This window comes from Colwellia sp. Bg11-12, from assembly GCF_014076955.1.
Taxonomy (GTDB): Bacteria; Pseudomonadota; Gammaproteobacteria; order Enterobacterales; family Alteromonadaceae; genus Colwellia_A.
The window spans coordinates 1-16,288 of sequence record NZ_JACGUZ010000036.1; the positions used below are offsets into that span (position 1 = coordinate 1).

At 35.0% G+C, this 16,288-nt stretch carries 15 protein-coding genes; 5 read left to right on the forward strand and 10 right to left on the reverse strand.

Going from position 1 to position 16,288, the window contains the following annotated elements; all coding sequences use genetic code 11:
- Positions 1-1,066: 1,066 nt before the first annotated feature.
- The 5 genes from H4J39_RS00505 to H4J39_RS00525 form a co-directional block, all read right to left on the reverse strand.
- Positions 1,067-1,267 (reverse strand): hypothetical protein, encoded by a 201-nt coding sequence (locus H4J39_RS00505; protein WP_182225507.1) that lies wholly within the window; start codon positions 1,265-1,267, stop codon positions 1,067-1,069.
- Between the two features lie 503 nt (positions 1,268-1,770).
- Positions 1,771-2,433 (reverse strand): YoaK family protein, encoded by a 663-nt coding sequence (locus H4J39_RS00510; RefSeq protein ID WP_182225508.1) that lies wholly within the window; start codon positions 2,431-2,433, stop codon positions 1,771-1,773.
- Positions 2,434-2,537: 104 nt separating this feature from the next.
- Positions 2,538-2,996 carry a DUF2846 domain-containing protein gene (locus H4J39_RS00515; protein WP_182225509.1) on the reverse strand — a complete coding sequence of 153 codons (459 nt, stop codon included), beginning with the start codon at positions 2,994-2,996 and terminating at the stop codon, positions 2,538-2,540.
- 481 nt (positions 2,997-3,477) lie between these two features.
- Positions 3,478-4,254 carry an ABC transporter substrate-binding protein gene (locus H4J39_RS00520; RefSeq protein WP_182225510.1) on the reverse strand — a complete coding sequence of 259 codons (777 nt, stop codon included), beginning with the start codon at positions 4,252-4,254 and terminating at the stop codon, positions 3,478-3,480.
- A gap of 227 nt (positions 4,255-4,481) precedes the next feature.
- Positions 4,482-4,664, reverse strand: coding sequence for a diguanylate cyclase (locus tag H4J39_RS00525; protein ID WP_182225511.1), 183 nt, complete (start codon positions 4,662-4,664; stop codon positions 4,482-4,484).
- Positions 4,665-5,014: 350 nt separating this feature from the next.
- Here H4J39_RS00525 and H4J39_RS00530 point away from each other — a divergent pair, with 350 nt between their 5' ends.
- Positions 5,015-5,767 carry an ABC transporter substrate-binding protein gene (locus tag H4J39_RS00530; protein WP_182225512.1) on the forward strand — a complete coding sequence of 251 codons (753 nt, stop codon included), beginning with the start codon at positions 5,015-5,017 and terminating at the stop codon, positions 5,765-5,767.
- 248 nt (positions 5,768-6,015) lie between these two features.
- Here H4J39_RS00530 and H4J39_RS00535 read toward each other — a convergent pair whose 3' ends face one another.
- Both H4J39_RS00535 and H4J39_RS00540 read right to left on the reverse strand, forming a co-directional pair.
- Positions 6,016-7,068, reverse strand: coding sequence for an endonuclease/exonuclease/phosphatase family protein (locus tag H4J39_RS00535; RefSeq protein ID WP_259368704.1), 1,053 nt, complete (start codon positions 7,066-7,068; stop codon positions 6,016-6,018).
- 115 nt (positions 7,069-7,183) lie between these two features.
- Positions 7,184-7,798, reverse strand: coding sequence for a PolC-type DNA polymerase III (locus H4J39_RS00540; RefSeq protein WP_182225513.1), 615 nt, complete (start codon positions 7,796-7,798; stop codon positions 7,184-7,186).
- Between the two features lie 149 nt (positions 7,799-7,947).
- On the opposite strand from H4J39_RS00540, the gene H4J39_RS00545 reads away from it, so the two are divergent.
- On the forward strand, positions 7,948-8,361 hold the full coding sequence (locus H4J39_RS00545; RefSeq protein WP_182225541.1) for a LexA family transcriptional regulator: 414 nt from the start codon (positions 7,948-7,950) through the stop codon (positions 8,359-8,361).
- Positions 8,349-9,605: a Y-family DNA polymerase gene (locus tag H4J39_RS00550; RefSeq protein WP_182225514.1), complete on the forward strand. Its 1,257-nt coding sequence runs from the start codon at positions 8,349-8,351 to the stop codon at positions 9,603-9,605. The genes H4J39_RS00545 and H4J39_RS00550 overlap by 13 nt, the downstream gene beginning before the upstream one ends.
- Positions 9,606-9,698: 93 nt before the next feature.
- Here H4J39_RS00550 and H4J39_RS00555 read toward each other — a convergent pair whose 3' ends face one another.
- Positions 9,699-10,922 (reverse strand): EAL and HDOD domain-containing protein, encoded by a 1,224-nt coding sequence (locus tag H4J39_RS00555; protein WP_182225515.1) that lies wholly within the window; start codon positions 10,920-10,922, stop codon positions 9,699-9,701.
- 273 nt (positions 10,923-11,195) lie between these two features.
- On the opposite strand from H4J39_RS00555, the gene H4J39_RS00560 reads away from it, so the two are divergent.
- Positions 11,196-12,869 (forward strand): DUF342 domain-containing protein, encoded by a 1,674-nt coding sequence (locus H4J39_RS00560; protein ID WP_182225516.1) that lies wholly within the window; start codon positions 11,196-11,198, stop codon positions 12,867-12,869.
- A 107-nt stretch (positions 12,870-12,976) separates the two neighbouring features.
- On the opposite strand, the gene hflX is transcribed toward H4J39_RS00560, so the two are convergent.
- On the reverse strand, positions 12,977-14,329 hold the full coding sequence (gene hflX, locus H4J39_RS00565; RefSeq protein ID WP_182225517.1) for a GTPase HflX: 1,353 nt from the start codon (positions 14,327-14,329) through the stop codon (positions 12,977-12,979).
- A gap of 343 nt (positions 14,330-14,672) precedes the next feature.
- On the opposite strand from hflX, the gene H4J39_RS00570 reads away from it, so the two are divergent.
- Complete coding sequence (locus H4J39_RS00570; RefSeq protein ID WP_182225518.1) at positions 14,673-15,425, forward strand: ABC transporter substrate-binding protein; 753 nt, start codon at positions 14,673-14,675, stop codon at positions 15,423-15,425.
- Between the two features lie 124 nt (positions 15,426-15,549).
- Here H4J39_RS00570 and H4J39_RS00575 read toward each other — a convergent pair whose 3' ends face one another.
- Entirely contained in the window at positions 15,550-16,182 is a 633-nt protein-coding gene (locus H4J39_RS00575) for a DoxX family protein (protein WP_182225519.1), read from the reverse strand.
- Positions 16,183-16,288 lie beyond the last annotated feature (106 nt).

Sequence of the window (16,288 nt, forward strand, 5' to 3'; positions counted from 1 at the left end):
TTACATGATTTCAACAATTTAGAAACGATAAATATTTAGTTTTTATCACTACTTGGATATTACGAATACTTCTCACTAATATGACACGACTAATTCATTAGAAAATATATGGGAAAATTTTTTAAGCTAACTTCCTGTTTGCGCACATTAGAGACTCTTTTAATAAACAACAATACAATTGAAATACAAAAAACATTGTGCAAATTAAAAGTTATTTTAATGAAATTGATATATATTAATAGAAATATGGACGCGGGTTCAGTTCCTCACTTAGCAATCGAACTGACTATGAATCATAAATAAGTACCACATTAGTACCACACACCTTTAACAAACACAGGCAAATACTAATACCACATAACAGTAACTAATTGATATTGCTTTAAGTTATTGTTTTTACTGGGTCATTAACAGGGTCGATTCCCCCCCGCTCCACCAAATAAAGACCTTTTTAATCCATTAGTTATACCTAGTAACTTTTAGATTTGGCGATAAACAGAACACCGTTTATGATAAAAAACCGCTTAATTGCGGTTTTTTTATACCTATATTTACTATGAATAGTATTTCACCTATTTTTATAGGTATCTTAACAATATTATTAAAATAGGCATTAAATCTACACAAGTATTCAGTTAAACCCTAACATCATATAGTTAATGCCCATTCATAGATTAAATACAAGATGATCGAGACAAGAAAGTACTTTTGGTAATATCTACCATTCGTAATACTTTACCCCCGTATTACGAAACGGGGGTATGAAAAAAGTCACCTATAGGTGACTTAAGTTCAAATTGTAATTTCCTCATTAAGACAGTAAATGCCACACGTCGGACCTTGGTCATGAACGATAGGAACAGAGTTTTGATTAGACTTTGTATCAATAAAACGACATTTTATTCGGTTATTGGCCTACGTTGAACACGTCAGAACAATGCGAATATATAAAATCACAGCTATTTCCCTATTGTTAAAGTCTATCACTCAGCATTCAACACAGATTCTTATTTCAGCTATTTATCACTATTTCTGCGGTCAGTAGCTAAACCGAATACAGCACGGCTTATTCAACATTAGTAGGTCCATGGCGATTGAGAATATCTCTTATTTCCTGTTCTTCACTCTCTGGCATCTTCACCTTAATCTGTAATTTTTTTTCATTGATGAAAAAATTTTCCGTTGGAACTCCCTTATTCTTAAGTTCATCATCAACATTTTTAAGCGCAATTTTATCTGTATATGTTGCCGTAGTCATTGTGTACATAACAGTTTCCTCCTATTTTTCAAATATCTTCTATAGGGTAGAATCGATCTCATGAACAGTAGCTTTATAATTCGTTAACTACCACTCATCAAAGATGTCTACACCGCTTCTATTTGTATTAAGGTTATCATTTAGGAATATTAAGCTCCCTGATAAATGTCATTTATTATCTATTAAAACGTCTAATTACAGCTTCAATGGTAATGAGTACCTTAGCTATTTGGTAATAATGATAATTGGAGAACGCCCTACATTGTCTTTATTTAGGTAATAATGATGGCTAATAGGCCAATTAATGTAAAAACCACAAGAGGCTAACGTTAGAGTCAGTTAAAGTGTGAAAAGTCACTGACCGACGGTCAACGGCGACTCTGCGCTTAGAAAAGACGTTTGCCATAAGTACCAACTAATCTCCTCTATGCAAACATTCGAGACCCTTTTGATAAACAACAATACAATTACAATATAGAAAAATGGACTTCCCTGATTTCACTAGACAGTTTTTAACTTTTAGCCCTTGCACTGTAAATGGAATAAGACAATGCTAAGAGCAAACAAATAGCCGCTGGAATTAATAAAGCATTAAACGTCAAAACACTAAAAAGATACGCACCAAATACCCCACCCAGAATAAATCCCATAATGATGAGTAGAAACAATACTGCTTTTCTTTTATCAAAGGCCTCACCTCTGAGTCTTGAGCCTAACATAAGACCAAGATCCGTAAATATCCCTGTTACGTGTGTTGTTCTGATAACAGCACCGCTGTAGGTGGTTACAAGTGCATTTTGAAGTCCACATGCAGCGGAAGCTAAATAATGGCCTAATAACGAGCCCTTTGATAAGAAATAAATTGAAGCGAAAATAAAAATGGCTTCCAAGGTAAGAAGACGACTGTAGTTGCGGCCTAATTTCAACGAGCCACTTTTGAGGAAATAGCCAGATATGGCAGAGCCAAATAAGAAGCTAAGTAAAATGAGAGCCAAATGAAGTGTATCAGCAAAGCTTGAGTTTATAGAACCTGATCCAAGAAGTGTTGCTGTACCAGATAAGTGTGAAATAGATTGGTGATTAAAGCCCAAAAGTCCGATAGAGTTAATAAACCCCGCAACGAATGCGAGAACAAACGCACCATATTCTACCCATCGAGGTAATTTTGAAATCACGATAATCCTTTAAGCAGTTTCCCATGACAATAGAAAAACAGTTTACTTAAATGATGAGGAACAAAACAGGAAACTGTTTCATTCCTCTTGATTAATTTATTATGTTATGAGCTACATTTCCCTTTTATAGCCATTTCTAATTTTGATATTTCTCTTTTTCCTTTTTCTTCATCAACTAATTCGACACCTGCACCACCAACAAAAACACCCATTTTTATATATTGACTCACAAAGTAGTTTTTACCATTTTCTGCTTTCACAATGAGATCATTAGGTGAAAATTCTGATTCTGTAGAAACTTTCAGTTCACTATCCCCATTGACTTCTTCATAAAAAAACATATTAGGAGCAGTTTCACCTAGACAATCCCCGTTTAACCAAACATCTTTTTTTAATGCTCCGCCCAAACTTCCAGATCTATAAACATATAAACCAGCTTTTCCTTCTGATGGGGAATTGTACTGTTTTGCTAAATCACTCTTTGCTTGTGATTCCATAGGAACACTTGTACAGCCTGAAATTAGAGATACAGTAATCACAACCGTTGCTAAAACGTTATTCATTTTTCTTCCTTTTTATAATTATGAGCTTCAACTGCTCGTTTCTTTTGAAATTACATAAAAGCTCACTCTACGAGTAAAAACCTTTTTTCTGTAGAATCATTAATTGCTTAATTTATTTATAATATAAATGCTTTTATATTTTTGGTATATCAAGTACTTATTAATATTATTTCATGCAAGTTTTATGGTCTAGTATTTTTATCTCGATTTCTCAGTGAAAGCGAGCAAACAATAGTATATTAGTGGTAAAGCTAATGTAATGGTCAAAAGCAAACATAACTGTATACATAAGGGTATTCTTAAAGAAAGATTTTAGGACAGTACAAGTGGTTTTAAAATAGTTTTGCGCATAACTAAATATCAATTTAACACCGTGCACCGTTTACATATAAAAGTATCAGTTCGTAGTCCCCTATTTAACTGCCTTAGTAATCGTTAAAAGAGTATTGAACACGATAATAGGTTTGAATAAAAACACCAATTACTTCCAATCTTTGATGCCATAAGAAGCTAGAATTTCATTAAGTCGTTTAGACTCTCTCAGCTTTAGTTGCTCACTAACAAGGATTTTTGCAAGAATTTTAGCCTCTTTATTTTTTGGCGAAAAACCAATAAATATGTCTTCTTCATAAGCAATGCCTGATTCTGCTAGAGTAATATTTAGATTATTATTTTTTATATGATAGTTAAGCACATTAGCATCTTCAATAATGACATCTACACGTTTTTTTACGAGTGTATTTACTAGCCTATTAATTGAATTTAGGCCAGCAATTCTATGTACTAATAATTTATTGTTTTCATTAAACTCTATATAGTCTTCATATAGATTTCCATAAGAATAATCTTGAATCACACCTAAAGTAACCAAGGATAGTGATTTTAGGGTTGAGTAACGCCATTTATATTCAGGTAACGTGAAAAAAGTATGTTTTGCGACACCTTGGGGTATGGAAGGAAAAATTAATGCTGGCACTTCATTTTTACCAACCCCCACTAAACCATCAGCTCTGCCATTAAGCACTTCATTTATAGCTCGTGACCAAGGCATTACTTCATATTTAACGCTATAACCATTTTCCTTAAATGCAATTTTAGCGAGTTCAATCAAATAACCAGAATTTAACGTGTCGGATTTACAATTATATGGACACCAAGGGTCACCAACCAAAATAATTTCTTTTAAATTTTTATTTGCCGTAGTCATTTGGCTAAAAATTAATAAAACGGAGAATATTAAATATTTAAAATAAATCATTCTATTCTCCATAATCTGACACATAATCACATTTTTATAAATATTAGCTTAAAATATAATTTTTTTCATATAGTTTGGGCCAATCAAGCGACAAAAATGTGCTGAGTTAATAAACTATACCTAACTGATAAACAAAAAATAATTAAGATAATAATATGGCTACTCAATAGTCTCCACTCTATTTTTTCCAAGCCCCTTAGCATTATATAGCGCTTTGTCAGCTCTACTTATGAAGGTATCAATAGTGTCGTCTGTAATATATCGGCTATTTTTCCCAAGTACTTATCACTAATGAGATGCCCATAGTTATCATTCACATTTTTAAAGTGATCTATATCAACAACCTTTGACTCATACTCGTAATAGAAAAAAACTAAAATCGAGTGAAAGAAAACAGGTTTCAATAGCAACTAACGTTAGCCCTAAAGCATCATTTTGCAACGCCCTTGCTTCACACTAATCAAATTTCTGTACAACGCCATTACTATTCCCCGGTAAGAAAAGAACCCTAGCTTCGTTAATAAGAAATGAGGTTCAATGACTCTCCAACTTCATGAACAACTGCGGCAATAGTAAAGTAACCGCTATTAATTACAGCAAAAAATATAATATTGAGTAGACAACAGATTTTCCATATATCGAAAAACCATATTCTTACCTTGCAATTGCTGTGATTTTATTAATACACTACTTACGCACTAACACCACTCACTAGAGTCAATAGAGCCTTTCTTCAATCACAATGAGTAATAAAACTGGTATGCAAAATATATTTAAGCAAACTTTTTTTGCCTTTTTATTTGTTTCTTTTTCATTAGTAAGCCATGCAAATCAACTCACTTTTGTTGCTGAAGAATTACCGCCCTTTCACTTTTTGGGTGTCGATAACAAGCCTACTGGAGTCTTAGTTGAGATTATTGAAGCATTAATGGTTCGAGCCAAACTTTCTGGCAGTATTGAATTAATGCCATTTGCTCGCAGTTATGATCAGACATTAAAGGAAGAAAATACCTTCATGATTTCTTTAATGAAAAGTGCTGACCGCAAAAATAGCTTTCAATGGGTTGGCCAAATATTTAAAAGTAAAGCTTTCTTAGTTGGGCTTCGTAGCCGTTCAGATATTAACATTAGTGATATTGAGGAAGCAAAATCGTTTGTTGTTGGTACAATTCGTGGCTATCATTCAGAAAAATATCTGAAGAACGCTGGTTTCTCGGTTCAAGACAACCTGCATTTATCAGTTAATTATAAATATATGTGGGGGATGTTATTTGAAAAAAGAATTGATTTTATTTTAACTAACTTTGTTGCCATAGACAGTGAAATGAAAAGTATTGGATTCGATAAGAAAGATATTAAAACCTTCGTTGAACTACATGACTTCCCAGGTGATCTATTTATTGCTACTGGACTCAAGACCTCAAACTCAATAGTTGCTAATTTATCTGACGCATTGCAACAAATTAAAGCCGATGGAACCTATAAAAAAATCATGGATAAATGGGGGATATAAGTTAAATTAATCTTATAAATGCAATCCACTATTTATATTAAATTCAAACACCCACGCTCGCCTCTACTAAAAATAACGTACCCTTGACCATTGAACTAAAAATAATTGCCAATAATTTGTTATGGCTCCATTAATAATAAACACACCCCTTTATTTAAAAATGAGCAGTAAACTTGACCTCAAGCGGTTAACTTAGTTACGTGAAGAAAGGCCATAATGTTATGCCCTTTTTAACTGACCTATACCGTTTAAGACCTTAACGTCAATGTTACTAACGCAATACCATGATCGGTACTTTCGCCATCACGCTCAAAAATGGGATTAATTAAATGTCGATCGTAAGTATCATATCCGCTAACCTGATAAAGGCTGTCGTGATAGCTGGCATCAAACTCACATGACAATAATATATAGTCGAGAACAGAGCTACTCGCACCAAAATAATGTGTTGGTGTACGTGGTATTTTTTCTTCTTTACTCGTTTCATTTATTATTGATGCTTGAAATAAATTCCAACCATCTTTTAAACAATATTGAGCAAGATAGGCGTCACGGTCAATAGACGACACAAAACGTAAGGTATTTGTCAGTAAGTGACTTAACACACCATCAGTTAAGGTGTTATTAAAATCGCCCATTAATACCATAGGATTACTTGTAGTCTCACGGCGCTCAATCATATCAACCATTAATAGCGTTGCTTCACTGCCACGTTGTATCGTTGAGCCCCAACCACCAGCAACTTGTGCTTTTAGGCTTTCAATGATGGTTTGCTCTGGCGAGCGACTTTTGTTTTGCTCATCAAGTTCGATCATTGAACGTTTAGATTTAAAATGCACAACATAACAATCACAGCTCCCCAGGTGAGGAACGTTAACCGTTGCCCTTAATACTTTTCGGCTAAAAGAAAAGTCCTGAGTTAAACCTAGTGTTTGCGCCAGTTCAATATTTGGCTTTACTGCAGCAACCTCAATAATAGGATAGCGAGAAGCGATGGCAACAACCGGGCGTTTGTAAATAAAATCATCTATTACTTGGGGTTCATCAACCACTGCAAAATAATGATAGCCCTGCTCCGCAACTAATTGTTTTAACGATTCAGGACTAAATACTTCTTGAAAGCCAATAATATCAGGTTGATACTCACGTAAATATTCAGCAATCCAATGTTGTTTTTTACGCCACTGCTCAGCACTATAAATACGTTCAAAATCATAGAAAGCATTGGGTGGTTCAAGATAATTGAACAAATTAAAGGTCGCAATTTTAAGCTGTAAATTTGATACGGCTATAGAAGACAATGTCTCATTTATTTCTGTTGGATCTTTTTTATCTGGGTAGTCGATGATGTTAACCCTACTAAACGTTGAACTGTGATTATACCTGAGATAAAAAATTAAAAACCAACAAGATAAGTTACCATTTAGCTAACAGCTTATTTACGTCACTTTTTGCTGTCTTTGATAACTTTTGTATTAATGCAAAAGGCACAAACTCGCCGTTAATTTTTTCTTCGATATCATCAAGCATCGATAACCATAATTTTGCGGTCATCTCAGCATCAAATAAAGCCCGGTGAAAGGCCCCATTTGATGGAATGTTTTTATAACGAATAAGTGTCCCTAGTTTATGATTAGGCGCGTCTATGTTAATTCTACGCGAAACAAGTAATGAACAAATAAATTGCCCCGAGTATCTTCTAGAAATGTTATTAAGCTCGGCGTCCAAGAATTTTTGATCAAAAGAAGCATTGTGAGCAAGTAAATTATCATCGCCAAGAAAATCGGCAAATTCTGCCATCACTTCATCACAAGAACCGACCTTAGCGAGCATCTGATTAGATATTCCGGTGTATTGTTCAATAAAACTGCTAACCCGAAAACCAGGATTCATTAACGATTGAAATTTGTCGGTAACCTTACCGTTTACAATTCTAACTGCCCCTATTTCTATGGCTCTATCACCTTGGTTTGGTGATAGTCCTGTAGTTTCAAAATCAAGAACCACTAACGAATTCGCATTTTCATGCATGTATATTAACCCTGTAAATTAATGCTGGGCTGATTTTAACGTCTCTATTTCAAAAGGAAAGCAATCATTACTTGTAAGATATTTAAATTATTCTTTTCAAAAATCAACTTAAAAACTATACTGTATAAAAACACAGTGAGATTTAAGTGATGAACGTTATTCCTATTTACATTGAAGCAGGTATTTCAGGGTTTGAATCACCCGCAGCCGAATATAAAGAACTGGGGTTATCACTAGATAAACTCCTTATTAGACATCCTAACGCTACATTTATTGGCCAAGCATCTGGTGAATCTATGCAGGGCGTGGGCATTTATGATGGCGACTTACTTATTGTAGACAGATCGCTCACAGCTAGAAATGGTGATGTCATTGTGGCAAATTACAATGGTTGTTTTGTCTGTAAGTTAATTGATAAAAAACAAGCACGGCTATTATCTGCATCTAAAGATTTTGCACCGGTTAGTATTCAGCCCGAAGATGATTTTCAGTTAGAAGGCATAGTCACACGTTCTATTCGACTTCATCACCCAGCACCTGAATTAACCGCATGTATGCACTAGTTGATGCCGTGTCTTTTTATGCCAGTGCCGAGAAAGTATTCGACCCAAGCATAAGAAATAAACCTGTCGTTGTTTTAACCAATAACGATGGCTGTATTTGTGCTGTTTGTCCAATAGCTCGAAGATTGGGTATTCCAAAGTTTACGCCCTACTTTCAAATAAAAGCATTATTACAGAAACATGGCGTTGTGGTTCGTTCTTCTAACTATGAGTTGTACGCCGACTTAAGTGAAAGAATGATGAACGTTATTGCGAGATATTGTGATAACCAATATGTGTATAGTATTGACGAATCATTTTTACATTTTAAGAATTACAGCAATGTTATTAAAGATTGGCATCAATACGGACATGAAATTAGGCGTGCTATTTGGAAAGAAACTCGCTTGCCGGTTGGTGTAGGCTTTGGTACAACCTCTACCTTAGCCAAAGCGGCTAATCACGCAGCAAAAAAGCTGGCTGGCTACAAGGGGGTTGCGGTTATTAATGATACGCAAAGTGCTAAAAACATATTAGAAAAAATGCACGTGAATGACGTTTGGGGAGTTGGCAAAAAAATATCTCAACGGCTAATACAGCAAAACATTAAAACCGCTCACCAATTATCAATGCAATGCCCTAAGTTTATGGGTAAACAATTTAGCGTGATAACTGAGCGTACCGTCAATGAACTTAATGGTGTAAGTTGCTTAACGTGGGATGATATTAAAGCCCCTAAGCAAGAAATATTCTCTACTCGTAGCTTTGGTCGGCGTATTATCGATATTCATTCTTTACAAGCAGCTTTAACAACCCATAGTACGATTGTTGCTAAGAAAGTGAGGCAACAATCTTCGCTCATTAAAAAACTGCTAATATTCGCATCAAGCTCACCTCATGATGAAAACTACTACAAACAAACAATGGTTTATACGTTTCCCATAGCGACAGATAATAGCTGCGATATTGCAACAGCGGTAAGCTTAATGCTTGCAGAAATTTTTATTTCAGGTGTACAATTTTATCGCTGTGGTGTCGGTGCTATAGTGCTTGAAAGCAAGCAATACCGACAAGCTGATTTATTTTTATCTGATAGTTCAAACCCAATATTAATGAATTGCCTTGATGCGATTAATCATCGTTACGGACAAGGTACATTGACGTTAGGCGCTGAAGGAAAGTCAAACTCATGGCAAATGAAACGCCAATTTTTAAGTCCTCAGTACACCAGTAACTGGCGAGATATTCCTAAAATTAATTGTTAAATTTATTAATACGTTATTATGATGATTGTCTATGGCAAAAGATGCTATTTCTTTCACGACTTTGTCACTCTTAATCATTAAAGGAGCGAAGTCTTAGACAATGCTCACTCCCCACTTTAATGCTTCATAATAACAATTTAAAAGAGTAGCTTCAGAGATCTTATCCGTTGCAATAAAACTCCGCCCCTTTTGGCTATTAGGCGCTTCATAATACTTCGCCAACGCTAACAATTCAGATAGCTCTCCTTGCTCATTAGTGAGGGCAAATTTAATTTCTTGTGAAAAAATAAAGTCTTTCACTATATCTTTCATTGGTATGTTTAGTATGGCGTCTAAGTTACTTAGTATACCGGTTAAGAAGGCTTTATCTTTGAGATGGCTAAGTGGTTTTTCTTCAGCGATTAGCTCCATCATTTTAGCACGAACTAATGACTCGATAAAAAGCTCTGGTGAACTTTCAGATGATAATGTCGACATGGATATTATCGCGACATACTGCTTTATTTTATTTGTACCTAAATAGGTAATAGCTTGTTTAATAGAAGTAATTTCAATATTACCGCACTCTGCTGCACTATTAACCAACTTTAATATTCCGCTCACCAAAGTAACATCACGGCTAATAATTTGAGTTAATTGATCAAAATCTAAATTTGGTTTATAAGCTTCTAAAAATAGTTGAATTAAATTTATTTTCAAAGGAGATACGCAGGTACCTGACTTTATCTCTGGTTTGTGAAAAAAGTATCCTTGGTAGTAGTCAATATCGATTTTTTTCAGCTGCTGAAATTGCTCATTAGTTTCAATACGTTCAGCAATTATTTTTATTTGACTCTCTGTAGAATGTAATCGTTTTTTAAGTTCCTTAATTTGATCATAAGAAACCTCTTCAATATCAATTTTAATAATCGAAATATAAGGGAAAAGGCTATCCCATTTACTTGAAAAGTCATAATCATCCAACGCAACCCTATAGCCTTTTTTATGGAGCTGAGAAACATTAAAAATAAGCTCGTCTGAAATATTAATGGTCTCTAAAATTTCAACAACGATATCTTTTGGGTTAAACAACAAGGGCGAGTTTTGTAGCAATGTGAACTCATCAAAATTAATAAAAGCTAACTTGCCAAAACAAACATCAGTTAAATTACCCAGAATATGATTTTGAAGTATGACTTTTGAAGTTGCTTTTTCAGGAGATGACTCTTTAAATACATTCTCTAAGCTATCTCTAAAAAGAAGTTCATAACCTATCGTTTTAAGGTTTATATCTAAAATAGCTTGTCTTGCAATAAATGTGTTGAACGCTCTTTCCATTAATAAAACCCATGAATTATTATTATTAAAGGATAGTTACTATTACCAGAAAATCTACTCTAAATACTTATTAAATAAAATAATATAATATCAACCTATGGTAGGTTGGGTGTACAGTAATATCGAACGAATAAATAACGTATTGAAAAACTAAAAAAGCATCAAAAAACTTAATAACACCTTTCTTTTACTGTATATATTTATTAAGTAACGATAAGAAAATAAACATAACTCACCTAATTTATTAATGCGATAAAAGTCGATGACAAATATATGTGCGATATAAAGTTAACCCTTGAAAGTGAAGGTAAAGATTTATTAATGACCATCACTCCTGTTGAAGGCCAGCCTAAAGCTAACATCAAAAAACTACAAACAGCATTTAAATTATCAGAGTACTCTGCTTTTTTACTTATCGACGGCGCAATGGCGTTACTACTGGAAGAAGTGGCAAAAGCCAATGAAAATGATGAGAAAAAAGAGAACTCTGGCACCTCTTTAATTATTGCTCATGCTGTTGATGCTAGTTTAACTGTCACTATAGGCCCTGAAAACATGTCTGTGACCTTAGAACTCACTGCAGGGTATGGCGGCAAACAGATAAAAAATGCAAATGTTATAGAAATATTAAAAGAAAACAATATAACCAAAGGCATCATTAAAGAAAACCTCATTAATATTGTTAAAGATGGCATACACCTTCAATCTGGCAAAAGTATAACAACTGAAATAGCAAGGGGGAAAGCCAGCACAAGTGGAAAAGATGGATATATAAAATATTTAGTAGATGACCCCGCAGATCGCATTATGTGTCCAAAGAAACTCGATAATGGCAATGTAGACATGCGTGAATTAGGTGATTTAATTCACGTAAAAACAGGTAGAAAGTTAGCTAAGTTAATACCGCCAACCGCTGGTGTTAACGGTTTTGATGTCCTCGGAACTATTACTGATGCTGTATCAGGTGAAATGTCAGTTTTGGAAGAGTCTGACGGTTCATCTTTTTCAGATGAAAACAATAACATTCTCATTGCAACAATTGATGGTATGCCAAAACATTTAGATAATAGTGTCACGGTTAACACATTACTCGAAGTTGAAAACATTGATGTTGGCACAGGTAACATCCGTTTTGATGGTTCGATTTATGTTAAAGGAAATGTTTGCGAAGGCATGGAATTATCTGCGAGTGAAGACATAGTTATAGGCGGAATAGTTGAATCAGCATCGATCGCTGCAGGTGGTAATATATCGATTGCTCTAGGAATTATTGGGCGCCAAGTCTATGAAGATAACCATTTAGAGAACAACACAGTACTTCAAGCAGAAGGTGATGTTAGTGCGCAGTTTGTACAGTACGCTGATATTTTTGCAAAAAATGATATTAAAGTGACCCAATATATTTCTCATAGCCAAATTATTGTGGAAGGTGATTTATGGGTCGGCAATATTGCCAATGAAAAAGCAGATGGTAAAGTTTTTGGAACTTCAGTGCTTGCCGGTGGCTCAGTTCGTGTGGGCACTTTAGGGTCTCGTTGTGGGGCAATGACAAACTTGAATTTAAATTATTGGGTCAATACCGCTGAAGAATTAAAAATAAGTGCCAGTGAGAAAGCTGACAAAATAATGAGACGTCTACCGAGAATATATAAGTTATTACGCAAAGCTAATAATCTTAAAGACGAAAATACCCAACAAATAGATCGCATTAATCAAGCGCTACAACAACATTTAAATTTGTTAGGTAAACTCAATAAAAACTGGTTAGATAAAGAGAGTACTATAAATAAACATTTGGAGACTTTTGAGCTGTCGGTATACAAGTCGATACTTTCTGGGGTGAATATTGAAGTGTCAAATAAAACGTGTGCTTTTAAGCGAGACCATGAGGCAGCTCAGGTAAAATGGCTTGAAAATAAAATAAGTGTAGAGCCGATAGTTAATTAACTTTCTAACTCTACACGAACAAATCATCGAAATGCTTTATCTAAGTGTATGTGAAGACTTCTTTATAAATTTCCAATTCCAACGAGTAAAATAACACAGGCATTATTTTATAAATTCAGCATGCGCTTTTTTAGTCTTGCTAAATCAATTGCATTAGATCTTACTGTTAGCTTAATCTCACTGTAGTCGTAATCTTCTTTTGTAACGCTCATGCTGGATCGAATTTCACCTATAATGCCTTTCGCGGTATAAGGAATAACAATTTCCTCTTCAATCATTTCGTTTTCAGCAACGCCAACAATATATTTATGCAGTTTGGCGATATCAAGCGGATTACGAGCTGAGGTCATCATAGCATCAGGAAATTCTTCAATCAGTGCTTGTTGTTGCTCAGCACTAAGTTGGTCTGATTTGTTCAGTACCAATAACTTTTTACTGTCTTCTACACCCACCTCTTCCAGTACTTCGTGCACGACATCGAGTTGCGAACGAAAAGAAGGATCTGATGCATCTACTACATATAACAATAGTGAAGCGTCATGCGCTTCTGCTAAGGTTGAATGGAATGAAGCAACTAAGTCATGTGGTAACTTTTTAATAAAGCCAACCGTATCTGACACTAATATTCGTGGCTGAGTGGCAGGATACAAGGCACGAACCGTGGTATCAAGTGTTGCAAAAAGCTTGTTCTCACCCGCAACATCACTACCCGTTATCGCTCGCATCATTGAGGACTTACCCGCATTCGTATACCCGACTAAAGCGACACAAAAAAGCTCTGAACGTTGGGTGCGTCGTCCTTTCATTTCATGTTGAACACTAACCAATTCACGTTTAAGCTCAGCTAATTGATCGCGCACTGCACGGCGATTTAGTTCTAGCGTCGTTTCGCCAGCGCCTTTACCCATTTGACGTTCTTTATCACCACATGATGTTTCACGAAGTCGTGGCGCCACGTAATTTAAGCGAGCGATTTCAACTTGTAATTTCGCTGTTTTGGTACGGGCATGACGACTAAATATTTCAATGATAATGCCAGTGCGATCAAATACTTCTACGCCTAATTGATTCTCAACATTACGTAGCTGAGATGGGCTTAAGTCACAATCAAATACCACGACGTCGGCACAGCCAAACGGGAGGTTTTCTGAAGGGATATCTGCCGGATTAAGGGTAAGTTCGGCTTTACCTGCTAAATTTTCATCGTCTTCTACGCCTTCAACGACCCCTTGATTACCGGTAAGATGGGCTATTTCTGCCAGCTTCCCTAAACCTAATACATTAACTTTTTTAGTCGAACTCTGCTTTTGCGACTGGGTGCCAACTACTTTAAATCCTAAGGTAGTCACTAAACGTGCAAGTTCTGCAAGTGACTCTGTTGCTTCATCACCCTTAAAATCAGGTGTACAAATAGAAATAAGTAGAGCGTTGGTAAGTGATGCTTTTGCTGTTGATTGCATAATTTTTTATGTTAGTGCACCTAAGTGCAAACCTAATTTCATATCTAAAGTTGTAATATCCTACGCTGTTATAGGTAAGCTTTATAGAGCAATCACAGACTAAATAGAGAGTTTATTTTTGTTAACAAAAAATAACTGAAATTTAGCGGTATTAAACAACAAATTAAAGACAAATAACTCGGCTTAGTACCGTAAAAATATCTTCATATTTACAATAGGCTAAAATACCTAAAACTTACTGAATTTTAATAAAAAAATTAATTTTATTAAGTATTTTTAGTTTTCTTCTTTACAATTATTTGACTACACTTATATTTAATTATTCGTAAGTTGTAGTATATAAATGCCAAAAACATTATGTCGCCTCGTGTTCATCTATTTCCTTGTATTCTCTACAACGTCAATAGCGCAACAAGTAATAAAAGTCGGAGTGGGTAATTTTCCTCCATTTTTTATTGAGAAAGGAACGAAAGGTTTATTTGTTGAGATCATCGATGAAATATTCAAACAGCTTCCTCAATACAAAGTAAAATACATATCCATGAGTAATAACCGGATATTGCATGAAATTAACTACGGAAAGTCAATTGATGTTGCTTCGAACGTTTTTCCTAACTCAAAGGTAAATGCCTATTTATCTGAACCTGTATTTCGCTTTAGAGACGTTGCTATATCGAAAAAGTCAAAACAATTAAAAGTTGATAAAATATCTGATTTACAAGGGAAGTCGATTGCAGCATACCAAGGAGCAACAGAGTTACTCGGTGAGGACTTTAAGCAAATGGTCGCTGAAAATTCAAAATATTCTGAGCATGCACACCCTAAAAACACGACTCAGCTCATGCTTTCAGGGAAAAAGGATATTAGAGTCGGCGATATCAATATATTTTGGTACGATTTAAGCAACAAGTATTACAATAACGATATAAACGTAGCCCGTAAAAACTTCAGTGTGCATTATTTATGGCCTTTTACCTACTCACATATGGCTTTTAAAGATCAATCGCTCAAAAACGCAGTTGATGACGTTATAAAAAAGTTGAAAGCCAATGGCACGATAGAGAACATTTATTCAAAACATGAAATGCAAAAGTAACCTTTTGCATTAACTTCCCTACCTAACCCGCATGTTATCAAAAAACTAAGCATCGTTAGAATCGTCAAAGATAAGATTTAAAAGTGAATTTAATCTTAGAATTTCATTCACTATTTGACCACAATTATTCTTTATTTGATGATGATAAAGATAGTGCTCTTTGCTCTTTATATAAAGCGCGTTCAAGCCAATAATCAGCACTTACATAACGCCCTGCTCCTAAAAACAGTAATGCGAGCAACATAATGAAATAGGTAACAGAAAACTCAATACCATTATTTAGCATCACAACACTACCGCTTGACGTTATATAGTCGTAGTTAGTATGTTCTTGCAGTACCTCTTTTACGATGCCCAATTTATTAGATGCTTCAATAACTCTCTCATTAGCAAAAGGTGCACTTGGATCGGTTATCGCTTGCCAACCATTGTCCCAATGCACGGTACCTGCCGCGACAACCATAGTGAACATCAAAGGTAGTGAAAACCATCTTACTGCAAGGCCAAAAAAAAGGGCTATTGCGCCAAAAAACTCAGTAGCTGTGGCTAAAAAAGCCATTAGAAAGGGAAACGGTAGTCCTAAGCCCCATTCAGAGTTACCGAACCATTCAACAATCCCTTCAAAGCCTTCTATTTTTTTAGTACCGGCCATCCAAAATACCGGCACTAAATACATTCTTAATAACAGTGGTGCTAAAAAATCGACTTCTCGTGTTTTATTTAACACAGCGTGCATTTTTATCAATTGTGTTTTCATGTTTGTTCCTTATCAAAAAATCACATTCAAGAGTGGTGATAAATTAAAGAGTGATTTTAGATTAATTATTCGTTAAGTTACCACTTTGATGCTGCCCACTTAAAAA

Excerpts from the sequence above, each read along its gene's own strand:
- H4J39_RS00545 (WP_182225541.1), top strand. The coding sequence starts at position 7,948 with ATGAACGTTATTCCTATTTACATTGAAGCAGGTATTTCAGGGTTTGAA.
- H4J39_RS00530 (WP_182225512.1), top strand. The coding sequence starts at position 5,015 with ATGCAAAATATATTTAAGCAAACTTTTTTTGCCTTTTTATTTGTTTCT.
- H4J39_RS00575 (WP_182225519.1), bottom strand. The coding sequence starts at position 16,182 with ATGAAAACACAATTGATAAAAATGCACGCTGTGTTAAATAAAACACGA.
- H4J39_RS00555 (WP_182225515.1), bottom strand. The coding sequence starts at position 10,922 with ATGGAAAGAGCGTTCAACACATTTATTGCAAGACAAGCTATTTTAGAT.
- H4J39_RS00505 (WP_182225507.1), bottom strand. The coding sequence starts at position 1,267 with ATGTACACAATGACTACGGCAACATATACAGATAAAATTGCGCTTAAA.
- H4J39_RS00520 (WP_182225510.1), bottom strand. The coding sequence starts at position 4,254 with ATGATTTATTTTAAATATTTAATATTCTCCGTTTTATTAATTTTTAGC.
- H4J39_RS00550 (WP_182225514.1), top strand. The coding sequence starts at position 8,349 with ATGTATGCACTAGTTGATGCCGTGTCTTTTTATGCCAGTGCCGAGAAA.
- H4J39_RS00570 (WP_182225518.1), top strand. The coding sequence starts at position 14,673 with ATGCCAAAAACATTATGTCGCCTCGTGTTCATCTATTTCCTTGTATTC.
- H4J39_RS00540 (WP_182225513.1), bottom strand. The coding sequence starts at position 7,798 with ATGCATGAAAATGCGAATTCGTTAGTGGTTCTTGATTTTGAAACTACA.
- hflX (WP_182225517.1), bottom strand. The coding sequence starts at position 14,329 with ATGCAATCAACAGCAAAAGCATCACTTACCAACGCTCTACTTATTTCT.
- H4J39_RS00560 (WP_182225516.1), top strand. The coding sequence starts at position 11,196 with ATGTGCGATATAAAGTTAACCCTTGAAAGTGAAGGTAAAGATTTATTA.
- H4J39_RS00515 (WP_182225509.1), bottom strand. The coding sequence starts at position 2,996 with ATGAATAACGTTTTAGCAACGGTTGTGATTACTGTATCTCTAATTTCA.